This window comes from Streptomyces sp. Root1304 (genome assembly GCF_001426405.1).
In the GTDB taxonomy this organism is placed as follows: domain Bacteria; phylum Actinomycetota; class Actinomycetes; order Streptomycetales; family Streptomycetaceae; genus Streptomyces.
This window is the reverse complement of the sequence record NZ_LMEP01000025.1, coordinates 531,460-547,796: the sequence shown is the minus strand read 5'-3', so window position 1 is coordinate 547,796 and position 16,337 is coordinate 531,460. Positions and strand designations below refer to the sequence as shown.

The window sequence follows — 16,337 nt, the reverse complement described above, 5'->3', positions numbered from 1 at the left end:
CGCCGTGCGCGTGCTGCGGGTGGGCGAGCGGGCGCTGCTGGTGGAGCTGAGCGGTGGCGAGGAGGCGGAGGCGTTCCACGCCGAGCTGCTGCGGCGCCGGGCCGACGGCACCCTGCCCGCCGTACGGGAGATCGTGCCGGCGGCGCGGACGGTCCTGCTCGACGGGGTGGCGGACCCGGAACGGCTCGCGGCGGAGATCGCCGGCTGGGAGCCGGGGCCGCCGCACGCGCGCGTGGGCGAGGCCGTCGGGATACCGGTCCGCTACGACGGCCCGGACCTGCCGGGGGTGGCCGCGCGGTGGGGGGTGTCCGTCGAGGCGGCGGTACGCATCCACACGGCGGCCGAGTTCCGCGTCGCCTTCTGTGGCTTCGCCCCGGGCTTCGGCTATCTGACGGGCCTCGACGCGCGGTACGAGGTGCCGCGCCGGGCCACTCCGCGCACCGCGGTCCCGGCCGGATCGGTCGCTCTGGCGGGGCCGTACACAGGCGTGTACCCGCGTTCCTCCCCCGGTGGCTGGCAGCTGATCGGCACCACGGACGCGGTGCTGTGGGACACCGGCCGGGAACCGGCCGCGCTCCTCTCCCCCGGCACCCGCGTCCGGTTCACGGACGCGGATCTCCCGGGGCGGGGGCGACCTGTCCCGGATTCCGGGGCGGAGGGCGGGCGATGAGCGACCGGGCCGTCGCCGTCGTGCGGGCCGGAGCGCTGACCACGGTCCAGGACCTGGGGCGCGGCGGGTACGCACACCTCGGCGTGCCCCGTTCCGGGGCCCTCGACCCGGCGGCCGTTCGGCTCGTCAACCGGCTGGTCGGCAATCCCGGGACGGCGGCCGTCCTGGAGACCACGGTCGACGGCTGTGCCCTGCGGCCGCGCTGTGCGGTGACGGTGGCGGTGGGCGGGGCGCCCTGTCCGGTCCGGGTCGACGGGCGCCCGGCCGCCTGGGGCGCCTCGGTCCGGGTGGGTGCCGGGTCGGTCCTGGACATCGGCGCGGCGGTACGCGGCCTGCGCGCGTACGTGGCGTTCGGCGGGGGGATCGACGTCGAGCCGGTGCTCGGCAGCCGTTCCACCGACCTGTTGTCCGGCCTGGGTCCGGCGCCGCTGGTGTCGGAGGCGGTGCTGCCGTTGGGGCCGGTTCCTGCCGGGCCGCCGCCGGTCGACGTGCCGCCCTGGCCGGGGCCGCCGGACGCGCTCGTCCTCCGGGTGCGGTTCGGGCCCCGTGACGACTGGTTCACCGGCGCGGCGCTCCGCACCTTCGCCACGCGCGCGTACCGGGTGTCCCCGGCGAGCAACCGCATCGGGCTGCGCCTTGAGGGACCCGCCCTCGAGCGGGCCGTTCCGGGAGAACTGGCGAGCGAGGGCATGGTCCTCGGCGCGGTCCAGGTGCCGCCGGACGGGCGCCCGCTGGTGTTCCTCGCGGACCATCCGACGACGGGCGGCTATCCGGTGATCGGGGTGGTGCGTGAATCCGATCTGGGGACGGTGGCGCAGGCGGTGCCGGGGACGCCGGTCCGGTTCACTCCGGTGCGCTGACGTCCTCCGGAGTCGGCGGGCCGTAGCCTCCGCCGCCGGGGGTGCGCAGGACGAGGACGTCGTCGGGGCCCACCTCGGTGGTGGCGGAGCCGCCGAGGTGTTCCACCGTGCCGTCGGCGCGTTCCACCAGGTTCTCGCCGAGGGCGCCGGGTTCGCCGCCCGCCATGCCGTACGGGGGGACCCTGCGGTGTCCGGTGAGGAGGGCCACGGTCATGGGTTCCAGGAAGCGGATGCGGCGCTCCACCCCGTGTCCGCCGTGCCAGCGCCCGTGCCCGCCGCCGTCCTCCCGTACCGCGAAGGAGTCGACCCGCACCGGGTGGCGCCATTCCAGGATCTCGGGGTCGGTGAGCCGGGAGTTGGTCATGTGGGTCTGGACGGCGTCGGCGCCGTCGAAGCCGTCCCCCGCGCCCGAGCCGCTGGCGACGGTCTCGTAGTACTGCACGCGCGCGTTGCCGAAGGTGACGTTGTTCATGGTGCCGGAGCCCTCGGCCTGGACGCCGAGGGCGGCGTAGAGGGCCCCGGTGACGGCCTGGGAGGTCTCGACGTTCCCGGCGACGGTGGCGGCGGGGTGCTCGGGCGCGAGCATGGAGCCGGGCGGGACGCGGATCTCCAGCGGTTCCAGGCAGCCGCTGTTGAGCGGGATGTCCTCGTCGACGAGGGTGCGGAAGACGTACAGGACGGCGGCCGTGACGACGGCCGTGGGCGCGTTGGCGTTGCCGGGGAGCTGGGGCGAGGTGCCGGTGAAGTCGAGGACGGCGGAGCGCCGTTCTCGGTCGACGCGGACGGCGACCCGGACGACCGCGCCGCCGTCGGTCTCGTAGCGGTAGGCGCCGTCGTCCAGGCGGGCGACGAGCCGGCGTACGGACTCCTCGGCGTTGGCGCGGACGTGCCGCATGTAGGCCCGGACGACGTCGAGCCCGAACTCGTCCACGGTCCGGCGCAGTTCCTCGATGCCCTTCTCGTTGGCGGCGATCTGGGCGCGCAGGTCGGCGAGGTTCGTGTCGGGGGCGCGGGAGGGGTGCCGGGCGCCGGTGAGCAGGGCGCGGGTCTCGGCCTCGCGCAGTCGGCCGTCCCGTACGAGGAGCCAGTTGTCGAAGAGGACGCCTTCCTCGTCGACGGTGCGGCTGAAGGCGGGCATGGAGCCGGGGGTGATCCCGCCGATCTCGGCGTGGTGGCCGCGTGAGGCGACCAGGAAGCGGAGTTCGTCCCCGGTGTCGTCGAACACCGGGGTCACGACGGTGACATCGGGCAGATGGGTGCCGCCGTGGTAGGGGTCGTTGATCGCGTAGACGTCGCCGGGACGCAGGTCGGCGCCGCGCCGGCGCAGTACCTCCTTGATGGATTCGCCCATGGAGCCGAGGTGGACGGGGATGTGGGGCGCGTTGGCGATGAGGTTGCCCTCGGCGTCGAAGAGCGCGCAGGAGAAGTCGAGGCGTTCCTTGATGTTGACGGACTGGGCGGTGTTCTCCAGGCGGACGCCCATCTGCTCGGCGATGGCCATGAAGAGGTTGTTGAAGACCTCAAGGAGGACCGGGTCCACGTCCGTTCCGGCCGCGACGCGCGCGGGGCGGGGGGTGACACGGCGCAGGAGGAGGTGTCCGGTGTCGCTGGCGGTGGCCCGCCAGCCGCTGTCGACGACGGTGGTGGCGTCGGCCTCGGTGAGGAGGGCGGGCCCGTCCACGGTGTCACCGGGCCGCAGGTCGTCCCGGCGGTGGAGGGGGGCGTCGTGGGGCGTGCCGGCACTGTGCATCCGGACGGTGGCGCGGGGCGGTCGTGGGCCGCGGGGCGGTCCTGAGCCGTAGGGCGGCCGTCCGTCCGGTGCCGTCGGCTCGATGTGGACGGGGCCGTGCGGGCCGGCGCGGCCGACGGCTTCCATGGTGACGGCCTCGACGACGAGCGGCCGGTCCAGGGTGAACGCGTACCGCGCACGATGTGCGGCTGTGAACTCGGTTTTCAGTTGTTTCGTGGGAGCGAGGTCGATCGGCAGGCTCGCGTCCGTTCCGGCGTAACGCAGGAGTACGCGCGCGTGCGTGGTGATCGCCCGGTCCGGCAGACCGTCGGCGCGCAGCTCCTCGCGTGTCCGCTCGGCGAGTTCCTCGCACAGGGCCGTCACGCGCGCGTGGGTGCCGGGCTCGTCGAGTTCGGCCTCGACGGACCGCTCCCGCATCGCGGTGGCGTCGGCGAGCCCGATGCCGTACGCGGAGAGGACACCGGCCAGCGGCGGTACGAGCACGGTGTCGACGCCCAGGGCGTCGGCCACGGCACAGGCGTGCTGCCCGCCGGCGCCGCCGAAGCTGGTGAGGGCGTACCGGGTGACGTCGTGTCCGCGCTGGACGGAGATCTTCCTGACAGCGTTGGCCATGTTGAGGACGGCGATCTCCAGGAACCCCGCGGCGACCTCCTCGGGGGTGCGGTCGCCCCCGACCTCCTCGGCGAGGGCCGTGAACCGTTCCCGTACGACGGCGGCGTCCAGGGGCAAGTCGCCGTCCTCGCCGAACACGGCGGGGAAATGGGCGGGCTGGACGCGGCCGAGCATGACGTTGGCGTCGGTGACGGTGAGCGGTCCGCTCCGGCGGTAACAGGCGGGCCCGGGAACGGCGCCCGCCGAGTCGGGGCCCACCCGGTAGCGGCGCCCGTCGTAGTGGAGGACCGATCCGCCGCCCGCCGCGACGGTGTGGATGCTCATCATCGGCGCCCGCATCCGCACCCCGGCGACCTGGGTGCCGAGTTCCCGCTCGAAGACCCCGGCGTAGTGCGACACGTCGGTCGAGGTGCCTCCCATGTCGAAGCCGATGACCCGGTCGTGCCCCGCCTGCGCGGAGGTGCGCACCATGCCCACGACACCGCCGGCCGGACCGGACAGGACGGCGTCCTTGCCCCGGAAGTGGGCGGCCTCCCGCAGTCCGCCGTTGGACTGCATGAACATGAGTCGGACCCCGGCGAGTTCGCGGGCCACCTCGTCGACGTAGCGGCGCAGGATCGGTGACAGATAGGCGTCGACGACGGTGGTGTCCCCGCGCGGGACGAGCTTGATGAGCGGGCTGACCTCGTGCGAGCTGCTGACCTGGGTGAAGCCCGCGGCGGCGGCGAGGGCCGCGACCCTGGCCTCGTGGTCCGGGTGGCGGTACCCGTGCAGGAGGACCACGGCCGCGGAGCGGAGCCCGTCGCGGTGGGCGGCGGCCAGCGCCTCGGCGACGGCGGGCTCGTCCAGGGGCCGGACGACCCGCCCGCGGGCGTCGACGCGCTCGGGTACCTCGGCCACGCGCGCGTAGACCGCTTCGGGGAGCACGATGTGCCGGTCGAAGAGCCGGGGACGGTTCTGGTAGGCGATGCGCAGGGCGTCCCGGAAGCCCTCGGTGACGAGGAGGAGGGTCGGCTCGCCGCGCCGCTCCAGGAGCGCGTTGGTGGCGACGGTGGTGCCCATCTTGACGACGGCGATCCGGTCGGCGGGGACGGGGGCGTCGGGCCCGAGGCCGAGGAGGAGACGGATTCCGGCGACGGCCGCGTCGGCGCGGCGGGACGGGTCGTGGGAGAGCAGTTTGCGGGTGACGAGCCGCCCGTCGGGCCGCCTTCCCACGATGTCGGTGAAGGTGCCGCCCCGGTCGATCCAGAACTCCCAGCGCCCGTTCATCTCCCCATTGTGGCCGCGAGCGCGGCGGCGAGGGCGTTCTCGGCGCGGGTGTCGAGCGGGACGGTGCCGGTGCCGTCCGCCCAGTGCCGCAGCTCGGCGGCGGCGAGCAGCAGGAGCTGCGGGAGCAGGTCGCGGCTGCGCCGGAGGATCCAGCCGGTGCCGGCGGTGGCGAGCCACAGCGCCGCCTCCGCGCGCGTCGGGGGCGGTTGGACGGGCTCGCGCTCGGGGGGTGCGCCGTGGGCGAGTCCCCGCTCCGCGAGGAGGCGGTGGAAGCCCTCGGCGACGGCCCGGTGGCCGCGCTCGCCGGGGTGGAGCCGGTCGGCGCTCCACAGGGCGCGGTCCCGGGTCCAGGCCTCGTCGGCGAGATGCAGGTGGACGGCCCCGTACCGGACGGAGAGGGCGTGCACGACGGCGTTCACGGAGCGCTGGCGCCGGGCGAGCGGGCGGGCCAGCGGCGGCGGCAGACCGAGCATCCGGCCGGGGTCGGGCAGGCACGCGGTGAGGAGGACGGCTCCGGCGGCGTCCAGGTCGGCGCAGACCCGGTTCAGGTGGCGGGCGACGGTCCCGATGTCGAAGCCGTGGCGCAGGGTGTCGTTGACGCCGACGACGACGGAGGCGAGGTGCGGGCCGAAGGCGAGGGCGCGGGGCGCCTGGCGTTCGGCGACGTCGCCGCAGAGGGCCCCGCTGACGGCGAGGTTCAGGAGGACCGTCTCCCGGCCGTCGGCGGCGAGCCCGTCGGCGAGGAGCGGTGCCCAGCCCCGCCAGGCCCCGTCCACCCGGTCCCCGACGCCCTCGCTGAGCGAGTCCCCGAGCACGGCGAACCGGAGGGGGCGGGCGGGAGCGGGTACGGCAGCGTGGGAAGCGCCGTCGTCGGGTCCGGGAACCTGCCGGGACGGAGGTACGCGCGCGGGCGGGGGCGCGAGAGCCGGCGAGGGGGAAGGTGCGGGCGGCGGCGCCACGGCGACCGCGGCGGGCCCCTGGTCCGGTGTCATCCGCGCACCCCCTCGGACAGGCGGGGCGCGGTCGCCGGGGCGGTGGCGTCGTGGGCGCGGAGGAAGGCGGCGACGGCACGGTCCCAGGTGAACACCTCGGCACGCGCGCGTGCCGCCTCGCGGCGGGTGCGCTCCGGGAGGGCGAGCAGCCCGCGCGCGGCGGAGGCGAAGGCGCCCGGGGTGTCCACGGCCGAGGCACCGGCTGTCCCGACGACCTCGGGGAGGGCGGAGGAGGCGCTGACGACGACGGGGGTCCCGCAGGCGAGGGCTTCGAGGGCGGACAGGCCGAACGTCTCCGCCGGTCCGGGGGCGAGGCACACGTCGGCCGCTGCCTGGAGGTCCGCCAGGGCCTCCCGGTCGGCGAGGTGCCCCAGGAAGCGCACCGGAAGCCGCCGTTCCCTCGCCCGTCGCTCCAGGGCGCCCCGCAGCGGCCCGTCGCCCGCGACCACCAGGGCCGCCGCCACGCCCGCCTCCCGCAGCTCCGCGAGGGCGTCCAGGGCCGTGCCGGGCCGCTTCTCGACGGAGAGGCGCGAGCAGAGCAACAGCAGCACCCGCTCCCCGTCCGCGTACCGGGCCCGGAGGACGGTGCTGCGACGGCCGGGCCGGCAGCGGTCCAGGTCCACGCCGAGCGGGGCCCGTACGACGTTGCGGGCCCCGATCCGCACGAACTCCCGTTCCGCCCATCCCGTCGTGCAGACGATCCGGGCGAACGCCCAGGCGGTACGCCGGTTGAGCCGGTCCGCGGCGCGGGCCGCGAGGGCCGGCGGGGCGCCCCAGGTGCGCAGCACCCCGTCCGCCGTCTCGTGGGAGACCATCACCGACGGCACACGCGCGCGTCGCGCCCACTCCCCCGTCCAGCGCAGGGTCGTACGGTCCGAGACCTCGATCCGGTCGGGCGCGAGGTCGTCCAGGAGCCGGCGGACCCGGCGCCGGTCCGCGAGCACCCGGTAGCCACCTGTACCGGGCAGCACCGGGCCGGGCAGGGTGATGACCCGCCCCTGCTCGGTACGGACGTCACTGGCGACGTCGCCGGGGACGACGAGGACGGGCTCGTGCCCGGCCGCCAGATAGCCGCGGCCGAGCTGGTCGAGGGCGGTCCGGAGGCCGCCGGAGGTGGGCGTCACGAAGTTCGCCAGCCGGACGATCCGCAGCCCGCCGCCGTGGCCGTCGGGCACGCCCTCGTGACCGTGCGAACCCCCGCCCCCGTTCACAGCACCGTCGCTGTTCACAGCGCCGCCCCCGTTCACAGCACCGTCGCTGTTCACACCGCAGTTACTGTTCACACGACCGCCACTGTTCACACCGACATCGCTGTTCACACCGCTGCCGCCGTTCACGCCGCCACCGCCGTCCGCTCGCGCAGGACCTCCAGGTAGTGGCCGATCAGCTCGTCGCCGAGCGCCTCCCAGGTGCGGCCCTCGACGGCCGCCCGCCCCGCGAGGCCGTACGCCGTGCGCAGTTCCGGCGAGGCGGCGAGGGAGGCGACCGCCGTACGCAGCGCGGTCGGGTCGCCCGGGGGCACGAGGAGTCCGGTGCGCCCGTGGTCGACGAGGTCCAGCGGCCCGCCGGCCGCCGGGGCGATCACCGGGATACCGCTCGCCATGGCCTCCTGGACGGTCTGGCAGAAGGTCTCGAAGGGACCCGTGTGGGCGAAGACGTCGAGCGAGGCGAAGATCCGGGCGAGGTCGTCGCCGGTCCGGCGGCCCAGGAACCGGGCGTCCGGCAGCGCGGCGCGCAGCGCCGGTCCGCTCGGGCCGTCCCCGACGACGACCAGCCGTGTCCCGGGAAGTGCTCCCGCTCCGGCGAGGAGGTCCACGCGCTTCTCGGGGGCGAGCCGGCCCACGTAGCCGACGAGGAGTTCCCCGTCGGGGGCGAGTTCCCGGCGCAGGGCGTGGTCGCGCAGCCCGGGCCGGAAGCGGGTCGTGTCGACCCCGCGCCCCCAGAGCCGTATGCGCCCTATGCCGTGCTCCTCCAGGTCGCGGACGGCCGCGGAGGACGGGGCGAGGGTCCGGTCGGCGGCGCCGTGCACGGCGCGGAGCCGGCGCCATGCGGCGCTCTCACCGGTTCCCACGTAGGTGCGGGCGTATCCGGCAAGGTCGGTCTGGTAGACGGCGACGGCGGGGATGCCGAGCCGTGCGGCGGCCGTCATCCCGCGCACCCCGAGGACGAACGGTCCCGCGAGGTGGACGAGGTCGGCACGGTGGGCGGCGATGGCCGCGGCGACCCGGCGGCTGGGCAGGGCGACCCGGACCTGCGGATAGCCGGGCAGGGGGAGGGAGGGCACCCGGACGACGGCGCACGGCGCTTCGGCGTCGGCCGCCTGGTCGGCGACGGCGGGGGCGATGACGAGCGGGGTGTGGCCCCGCCGGACGAGGTGGCGCGCGGTCTGCAGGGCGCAGTGCGCCACACCGTTGACGTCGGGAGGGAAGGATTCGGTGACGATGACGACACGCATAGGGGTGTTGTCGTCGCGTCCGGCGTGTCCCCGACAACGTCGATCTGGACGGGGAGGGAACGTCCCATGAGCGTTTCGCGCGCTGCCCGTCCGGGGCCGGAGAGGTGCGGCACCGGGGCGACGCGGCGGGGGCGGTTCCGGATACGGGCGAGGGCCCGGACCGCACGGTCCGGACCCTCGGGGTCCCGGGGACACCCCCGCCCGCCCCCTGCTCCGGGACGGGGCCCACGCTCGGCGGGTTCACCGCCGGGGGCCGCGCCGCCCCGGAGCGGGGTGACGGGAGTGACCGGGTCAGACCTGGAGGTCCGGCCCTATCCGGTTGCGCACCGCCGTCTGGACCTCGACTTCCTCGGCCGGGTCCGCGGCGAGGCGGCGCAATCGTTCGGCGACGCGTACGTCCCCGGTCTCGGCGTGCTGGGCCGCCACCTCGCGGGTGGTCTCCTCGCAGTCCCAGAGGCATTCGACGGCGAAGCCGGTCGCGAAGGTCGGGTCGGTGCTGGCGAGGGCGCGGGCCACGCGCCCGCGGAGCTGGGAGGAGGCCGTCTCGCGGTAGACGTGGCGCAGCACGGGCGCCGCGCAGGCGATGCCGAGGCGGCCCGCGCCGTCGACGAGACCGGCGAGGACGGGGGCGTCGGGCCCCTGGGAGCGGACGGTGTCGCGGAGGGCGCCGAGGACGGAGGGGGAGTCCTGGGCGGTCCCGCGGCAGGCGAGCACGTCGGCGGCGGCGGCGCCGAGGTCGTCGGTCCTGCGGACCCACGCGCGGGCGCGGGCCACCGCGTCCTGTCCGCACATCCGCCGGTACGCGGCGACGGCGGCTTCCGCGACCTCGCGGGAGTCCCCGTCGGCGGCGGCCTCGACCAGGTCGAGGACGGCGGGGTCCTGCGACTCGGCGAGATGGTGCAGGGCGGCGCCCCGGGCTCCCACCGCGCCGTGCCGGGCGGCGGCGAGGAGCTCGGGCCGGTCCTCGGGTCCCGCGACGGCGGTGAGGCAGCGGGCGGCGGGGCCGTACAGCACGGCTCCGCGTTCGTACCCCTCCTGCGCCCAGTCGAGGACGGCGCGGACGCTCCAGCCCGGGCGGGGCCCGGCCGGGCGCATCTGGCGCTGCCAGCGGTCGAAGGAGCCCTGTTCACGGGCGGCCCTGACCCGGGCGCCGACGGCGTCGCGCCGGTCGTCGGCCCACAGGCGCCAGGGGCGGGGTTCGTAGGCGTCGCGCACCACGCCGGCCAGTTCGGCGTCGCCCTCGGCGTCGGCCGGGAAGCGGGCCAGTACGGGCAGGGCGAGCGCGCGGAGTCCGGCGTCGTCGTCGCGGAGCGCCAGCTCGTCGAGGGCCCAGGCCCAGTTCGTGCCGGTCGCCGCGTAGCGACGGAGCAAAAGCAGGGCGTCCTGGCGGCCGTAGGACGCGAGGTGCCCGAGGACGGAGAGCGCGAGCCCGGTCCGGGACTCCTCGGTGTCGAGGTGGTCCTCGGCACCGAACAGGTGCGCCTCGATCTCGTCGAGACCGCCGTGGAGGTCCAGGTAGAGACGGGCGTAGTACAGGGAGCGGTTCTCGACCTGCCAGTCGTGGCGGGGGTCGTCGAGAACGCAGTGGTTCAGGGCCGCGAGGGCCTCGGCGCGTGGCGCGGCGAGTGCGTGCAGGGTGCCGTCGCCGCGGCCCCGCTGCAGCAGGCCGAGCAGGGTGCCGCTCGGCGCTATGACTGGATCGAACATGGGAAGACGCCTCACATCAAGCTGTCGACACGACCGGGGGAAACCGGGATGACCCGGGTCGGGCGGTACATCGCCCGTACGCCTAGGCCGTGCGGCAACATGTCGGGCCGCTCGTCGTGCTTCGCCTGCCAGTGACCATCTTCCTCAGCCTCTCGTCGGTGGCCCGTTTTGCCGGGCCCGACGTCATGATGACCCACCCATTTCGCCACCGCGACCACATTTACGACGCCGCTCTCACCTGGGGTTCAGTGTCCGTTCACCGGACTCCGAAGAGCTCCAGGAGTTCGGTCTTGCCGAACATCCGGGCGGTGTCCACGGCGGACGGAGTCCCGGCTTCCGGATTTGCGCCTCCCGCGAGGAGAGCGCGGACGACGGCGTCCTCGCCCTTGAAGACGGCGCCGGCGAGCGGGGTCTGCCCGCGGTCGTTGGCGCGGTCGGCGTCGGCGCCGCGCGCGAGGAGGGCGGAGACCGCGGCGGCGTGGCCGTGGTAGGCGGCGAGCATGACGAGGGAGTCGCCCTTGTCGTTGGTGAGGTTCGCGGGCACGCCCGCGTCGACGTAGGCGGCGAGCGCGTCGGCGTCCCCGGTGCGGGCGAGGTCGAACACCTTGGACGCCAGCTCGATGACCTCGGGGTCCGGAGTCTCGCTCATCGGATGGGACCGCCTCTCCTACTGTGTCGGGCCGCGCACGGCGAGCGCCGCCGTACGAGTGAATCGACAGGGTACTGCCCGTTCGGTGACATGACCTCGCCCGACCGAGGCAAAGATCACGGCAGTCCGCCCCCGGAACCCTCCTCTAACGCACGCCGGGCATTTCGCCACTCGGCGGTCTGTTCGATGTCCGCCGGTCAAGTGAAATCGGCCGTTTTTCACTCTAATGAACCTTTAGTCACATAGATACTTGCGGTGAACTTGGAAGGACTCATGGTGACTGTCCCCTCAACCAGGAGAACCCCCAATGATCCTGTCCATCTCAGGCGTGGTCCTGCTCGGCATCATCTGCTTCCTGTTCTTCAAGAAGGACGGGATGAAGGCCTCGCACGCCCTCGTCAGCGCGCTGTTCGGCTTCTACCTCGCGGGTACCGCCATCGCCCCGAGCATCACGGCGGGCGGCCAGAGCCTCGCCGGCCTGCTGGGCGGGATCAAGTTCTGACGCCCTTCCGTCCCTTCCACCCCTTCAGGAGTACTTCGTGGCCCGGCGACCACTCCCCCGCATTCTGAGCAGCGGCAGCGCACAGATCGCTCGCAGTCGAGAGATCGCGCGTACGGCCGCCGACAGCGCCACCGACGTGCTCCATCCGCTGATCACGGTCTCCCGCGGTCTGCGGAAGCTGGCCGCGACCGCGCGCGCCAAGTGGGCCGCGACCCCCAAGGAGCGGCGTGGTCCCACGCTGCTCCTGGTCGCGGCCTGCGTCCTGGTCATCGCCCTCGTGCCGTACGGGCCGCTCCTCGCGCTCGTCACGCTCATGGGCGCGGCGGCGTGGAAGGGACGCGAGCGCCCGGTCGTGAAGACCGGGCCCGACGACGCGGAGATCGCCCGGCTCAAGGGCCTCTACGAGGCTCTCGTCCCGTACTTCTCCGTGGCGGAGGACCCCACCCCGCTCTTCGCCCACGGCGGCGACTGGAGCGGTGCCTTCGGCGAGTACGCCTTCGACGAGGACGGACGGCTCACCCAGCTGAGGATCGCGTACCCCCCGTACTTCACCGACGGCGAGCCCGCCGCACGCGCGCGCATCGAGCAGCTGCTCCACGCGAAGTCGGGGCGCGGCCGCGAGTACCGCTTCGACTGGGACGAGGAGGGCAACCGGCTCGTCATGAGCGTGCTGCCCGCCCTGCCCACCACGATCGCCGCCCAGCGCTTCGTGACCGTGCCGGGCGAGACGGTGCTCGGCTTCACCGACGCGGACGCCGTGCAGCGGACCGTGCCCGTGGTCGCGGCGGACGGCACGGAGGACGCGCCGGCCGTGGTCTGGCGCACCGGTCCCCGCTCCACCGAGCCGCATCTGCTCGCCGTCGGACAGCCGGGCAGCGGCACCACCTCCCTGCTGCGGTCGATCGCGCTCCAGGCTCTCCCCCACGGCGACGTCCTGATCGTCGAGGGCGGCGGCACGGGCGAGTACGCCTGCCTCACCGGCCGGGACGGCGTCCTGGCCGTCGAGTGCGGCCTCTCCGGCGCCCTGACCACCCTGGAATGGGCGGCGCACGAGACCGAGCGCCGGCTGATCGCCGCCAACCGCGCCCGGCAGGCCGGCCACCCGGTGCCCGAGGACACCCGGCGCCCGCTGTGGATCCTCCTCGATCGTCCGGGCGTCCTGGGGCACCTGGCCGCCGCCGACGGCCGCCCCGACCCGCAGGAGCTGCTCCAGGTGCCGCTGCGGCACGGGCGCGCCGCGCAGGTCACCGTGGTGGTCGCCGAGCAGTTCGACAGCGCGGACACGCTGAGCGAGGCGGTACGCGCCCACACCAGGGCCCGGATCGTGCTCGGTCCGGCCGCGCCGGAGCAGATCGCGGCGGTCCTGGGCGCCGGGCCGCACACCACCCCGACGCCCGAGGTCCCGCCGGGCCGCGGGTACGCGCGCCTGGGCAACGGCCCGGTCCTGCGGCTCCAGGTGCCGGCCACGCCCGACCCGTACGACGACGCGACCAGCGAGTGCCACCGCAGGGCCGTGCTCGCACTGCTCCCGGAGCGGCGCGGGGCCACCACCGCGGTGGTCGAGACCGTCCCCGTCTCGGCCGCCGAACCGGCACCGGCGCCGCGCACCGAGCCGGAGCCGGCGGGCCCGGCGCCCCTCCACACGCCGGTCCCGGCGGAGGGCTGAGCCCCGGAGAACCCCAAGAGGCCGGTACGGACCCCAGGTCCGTACCGGCCTCTTCGCGTGCGGACCGCTCCACGCGCACGCGTGGAGGCGCCTGCGCGGCCCCGCCTGGGCCAACGCCTACGCCACGAACGACCTGGGCGGTTCGGTCCCGCCCCCCGCGCCCGACTCGACCAGCCGGGCCGCGGCCGCGAGTCGGGCGGCGGCCTCGTCGGCGACCGGGCCACCGACCGTGAAGGGCAGCCGGACGAAGCCCTCGAAGGCTCCGTCGACGCCGAAGCGCGGGCCCGAGGGGACGCGGACGCCGACCCGCTCCCCCGCTTCGGCCAGCCGGGAGCCGGAGAGGCCGCCGGTACGGACCCACAGGGTGAGACCGCCGCGCGGCACCGCGAACTCCCACTCGGGCAGCTCCCTGCGCACCGCCGCGACAAGCGCGTCCCGGTTCTCCCTCGCCTGGTCGCGGCGGAGGGCCACCGCCTCCTCCCAGCCGCCCGTCCGCATGAGCCAGTTCACGCCGAGCTGTTCCAGGACGGGGGTGCCGAGGTCCGCGTACGCGCGCGCGGCCACCAGGGAACGGATCACGTCGGGCGCCGCCCGGACCCAGCCGATGCGCATGCCGGCCCAGAAGGCCTTGCTGGCCGAGCCGACCGTCAGGACCGTGGAGCCCGCCGGGTCGAAGGCGCAGACCGGGCGGGGCATCTCCAGGTCGTCGTCGAGGTGCAGCTCGGTCATGGTCTCGTCGACGACGAGGACCGTCCCGGCCGAGCGGGCCGCCTCCACCAGCTGCCGCCGCTGGTCCTCGTCCGCGAGCGCGCCCGTCGGGTTGTGGAAGTCGGCCACCACGTACGCGAGGCGGGGTGCCGCGTCCCGCAGCACCTGGCGCCAGCGGCCCAGGTCCCAGCTCCCGAGGCCCTCGGACATGGCGACGGGGACGAGCCGGGCCCCGGCCTCCCGCATCAGCTGGAGGATGTTGGCGTACGAGGGGGACTCGACGGCGATCCGCTCGCCGCGCCCGGCGAAGAGGTGGCAGATGGCGTCCATGGCACCCATCGCCCCGGTCGTGACCATGATCTGCTCGGGCATGGTGGGGATGCCGCGCGCCGTGTAGCGGTCGGCGAGCATCTGCCGGAGCGCGGGCAGTCCCGCCGGGTAGTCCCCGTGCGTGTGGGCGTAGGGCGGCAGCTCCTCCAGGGCGCCCTGGACACCCCGGGTGAGCCAGGGCTCGGGCGCGGGCAGGGCGGCGCAGCCCAGGTCGATCATCGAACCGAGCGCCTCCGGGGGCAGCGGTTCGAGTCCGCGCGCGGGGAGCGGGTTCCCGGCCGGTACGGCGGTCCAGCTTCCGGCGCCCCGCCGTGACTCCAGGAAGCCTTCGGCGCGGAGCGCCTCGTAGGCGGCGGCCACCGTCGTACGGCTGACGGTGAGGGCGACGGCGAGTTCCCGCTCGGCGGGGAGCCGGGCGGCGACCGGGACCCGGCCCTCCAGGACGAGCAGCCGGATGCCGTCGGCGAGGGCCCGGTAGGCGGGGGGCTTGCGGGCGCCGGGGCCGGCGGGCCTGGGCTGCTGCGCCTGAAGCTGCCGGGCGAGCTGAGCCGGCCCCACCGCCGAAGTCCACTGGGCCATCGAAATCAGTCCACCTTCCGCGAATTGGCCATGGTTGGCACCCGTTCCCCCGCCACAGAGTGTCATGAGCCAGTCCACCGACACCACCCTGGGGGAAAGTCCCTTGTCCATCGCCTCCGGCCTCCACGGCCGGCACCTCGGCCGCCGGCTCGTCCAGCTCTACGTCGGACTGACGCTGTACGGGGCCAGTGCGGCGCTGCTCGTGCGCAGCGGTCTCGGTCTCTCGCCCTGGAGCGTCCTCGACCAGGGTCTCGCCGAGAAGACCGGGCTGACGATCGGCGTGGTGTCGATCATCGTCGGCGCGGTGGTGCTGCTCCTGTGGATCCCGATCCGGCAGCGGCCCGGTCTCGGCACCGTCTCCAACGTGTTCGTGATCGGCCTGGCGATCGACGGCACCCTGGCCCTGGTGCCGGACGTCCACGGCCTGCTCGGGCAGGTGCCGCTGCTCGTCACCGGGATCGTCCTGAACGGGGTGGCGACCGGCCTGTACATCGCGGCCCGCTTCGGCCCAGGGCCGCGCGACGGTCTCATGACCGGGCTGCACCGGCTCACCGGCCGGTCCATCCGTCTGGTGCGGACGGCGATCGAGGTGGTGGTGGTCGCCACCGGCTTCCTGCTCGGCGGTTCCGTCGGCGTCGGCACGGTGCTGTACGCCCTGGCCATCGGGCCGCTCGCCCAGTTCTTCCTGCGCTGGTTCGCCGTGCCCGAGCCGGACTCCGGCAGCACCACCGTCGCCCCCGGGACACCGGAACAGGCCATACTGCGGCCGTGACTCGCGTACGCCACCCCTATCTCGACCATCCCTCACCCCTCCCGTTCGCCCACCGCGGCGGCACGGCGAACGGCCTGGAGAACACCGCGGCCGCCTTCCGCCGGGCCGCCGCCGCGGGCTACCGCTACTTCGAGACCGATGTGCACACGACCTCGGACGGGGCGCTCGTGGCCTTCCACGACGCGACCCTGGACCGGGTGACGGACGCCTCGGGCCGGATCCGCGACCTGCCCTGGGCGGCGGTACGGGAGGCCCGCGTGGCGGGCCAGGAACCGCTGCCGCTCTTCGCGGACCTCCTGGAGGAGTTCCCCGAGGCCCGCTGGAACGTGGACCTCAAGGCCGAGTCGGCCCTGCTCCCGCTGATCGACCTGATCCGGAGGGCCGGCGCCTGGGACCGGGTCTGCGTGGGCTCCTTCACCGAGGCCCGGGTGGCCCGGGCGCAGCGCCTCGCCGGCCCCCGCCTCGCCACCTCGTACGGGGTGCGCGGGGTGATCGGGCTGCGGCTGCGTTCGCTCGGCGTACCCACGGCGCTGCGGGCCGGAGCGGTGGCGGCGCAGGTGCCCGAGCGCCAGGGCGGGATCCCGGTCGTCGACCGGCGGTTCGTCCGGGAGGCGCACGCGCGCGGGCTCCAGGTCCACGTGTGGACGGTGAACGATCCGGCCCGTATGCACTCTCTCCTCGACCTGGGCGTGGATGGCATCATGACCGATCAACTGGAGACGCTGCGCTCGGTGCTGACCGAGCGGGGTGTGTGGGTCTGAGCGCGCGTGCCGGTGACACCGTTCCGGGATCACCGGACCGGTCCACGGGGATGAA

13 protein-coding genes are annotated in these 16,337 nt (G+C 75.0%); 6 read left to right on the top strand and 7 right to left on the bottom strand.

The genetic code is table 11. From position 1 onward, the window contains the following. The first annotated feature begins 4 nt into the window (after positions 1–4). Together ASD33_RS29115 and ASD33_RS29110 are read left to right on the top strand one after the other, a co-directional pair. Positions 5–670: an allophanate hydrolase subunit 1 gene (locus ASD33_RS29115; RefSeq protein WP_056567188.1), complete on the top strand. Its 666-nt coding sequence runs from the start codon at positions 5–7 to the stop codon at positions 668–670. Further along, entirely contained in the window at positions 667–1,530 is an 864-nt protein-coding gene (locus ASD33_RS29110) for a biotin-dependent carboxyltransferase family protein (RefSeq protein WP_056567025.1), read from the top strand. The genes ASD33_RS29115 and ASD33_RS29110 overlap by 4 nt, the downstream gene beginning before the upstream one ends. On the opposite strand, the gene ASD33_RS29105 is transcribed toward ASD33_RS29110, so the two are convergent. From ASD33_RS29105 to ASD33_RS29080, 6 genes are all read right to left on the bottom strand, one after another. Next, entirely contained in the window at positions 1,514–5,161 is a 3,648-nt protein-coding gene (locus tag ASD33_RS29105) for a hydantoinase B/oxoprolinase family protein (RefSeq protein WP_056567021.1), read from the bottom strand. The two genes, ASD33_RS29110 and ASD33_RS29105, sit on opposite strands and share 17 nt — an antisense overlap. Then, entirely contained in the window at positions 5,158–6,153 is a 996-nt protein-coding gene (locus ASD33_RS29100; RefSeq protein WP_079045076.1) for an SGNH/GDSL hydrolase family protein, read from the bottom strand. The genes ASD33_RS29105 and ASD33_RS29100 overlap by 4 nt, the downstream gene beginning before the upstream one ends. Then, positions 6,150–7,328: a glycosyltransferase gene (locus tag ASD33_RS29095; RefSeq protein ID WP_107103786.1), complete on the bottom strand. Its 1,179-nt coding sequence runs from the start codon at positions 7,326–7,328 to the stop codon at positions 6,150–6,152. Before ASD33_RS29095 ends, ASD33_RS29100 begins: the two co-directional genes overlap by 4 nt. 158 nt (positions 7,329–7,486) lie before the next feature. Next, positions 7,487–8,608, bottom strand: coding sequence for a glycosyltransferase family 1 protein (locus ASD33_RS29090; protein ID WP_056567012.1), 1,122 nt, complete (start codon positions 8,606–8,608; stop codon positions 7,487–7,489). Positions 8,609–8,899: 291 nt separating this feature from the next. Then, positions 8,900–10,315 carry a hypothetical protein gene (locus tag ASD33_RS29085; protein WP_056567010.1) on the bottom strand — a complete coding sequence of 472 codons (1,416 nt, stop codon included), beginning with the start codon at positions 10,313–10,315 and terminating at the stop codon, positions 8,900–8,902. A 256-nt stretch (positions 10,316–10,571) separates the two neighbouring features. Beyond that, the gene (locus tag ASD33_RS29080; RefSeq protein ID WP_056567007.1) at positions 10,572–10,964 is read right to left on the bottom strand and encodes an ankyrin repeat domain-containing protein; all 393 of its coding nucleotides are present in this window, start codon (positions 10,962–10,964) and stop codon (positions 10,572–10,574) included. Between the two features lie 307 nt (positions 10,965–11,271). Between ASD33_RS29080 and ASD33_RS29075 the strand changes: the two genes are divergently transcribed. Then, complete coding sequence (locus tag ASD33_RS29075; protein WP_015032212.1) at positions 11,272–11,466, top strand: hypothetical protein; 195 nt, start codon at positions 11,272–11,274, stop codon at positions 11,464–11,466. 37 nt (positions 11,467–11,503) lie between these two features. Further along, the gene (locus ASD33_RS29070; RefSeq protein ID WP_107103785.1) at positions 11,504–13,132 is read left to right on the top strand and encodes a hypothetical protein; all 1,629 of its coding nucleotides are present in this window, start codon (positions 11,504–11,506) and stop codon (positions 13,130–13,132) included. 117 nt (positions 13,133–13,249) lie between these two features. On the opposite strand, the gene ASD33_RS29065 is transcribed toward ASD33_RS29070, so the two are convergent. Then, positions 13,250–14,749, bottom strand: a complete 1,500-nt coding sequence (locus ASD33_RS29065) for a PLP-dependent aminotransferase family protein (protein WP_056567004.1) — start codon at positions 14,747–14,749, stop codon at positions 13,250–13,252. A 103-nt stretch (positions 14,750–14,852) separates the two neighbouring features. On the opposite strand from ASD33_RS29065, the gene ASD33_RS29060 reads away from it, so the two are divergent. After that, positions 14,853–15,521: a membrane protein gene (locus ASD33_RS29060; protein WP_056567001.1), complete on the top strand. Its 669-nt coding sequence runs from the start codon at positions 14,853–14,855 to the stop codon at positions 15,519–15,521. Next, positions 15,518–16,282: a glycerophosphodiester phosphodiesterase gene (locus ASD33_RS29055; protein ID WP_056566998.1), complete on the top strand. Its 765-nt coding sequence runs from the start codon at positions 15,518–15,520 to the stop codon at positions 16,280–16,282. The genes ASD33_RS29060 and ASD33_RS29055 overlap by 4 nt, the downstream gene beginning before the upstream one ends. Positions 16,283–16,337 lie beyond the last annotated feature (55 nt).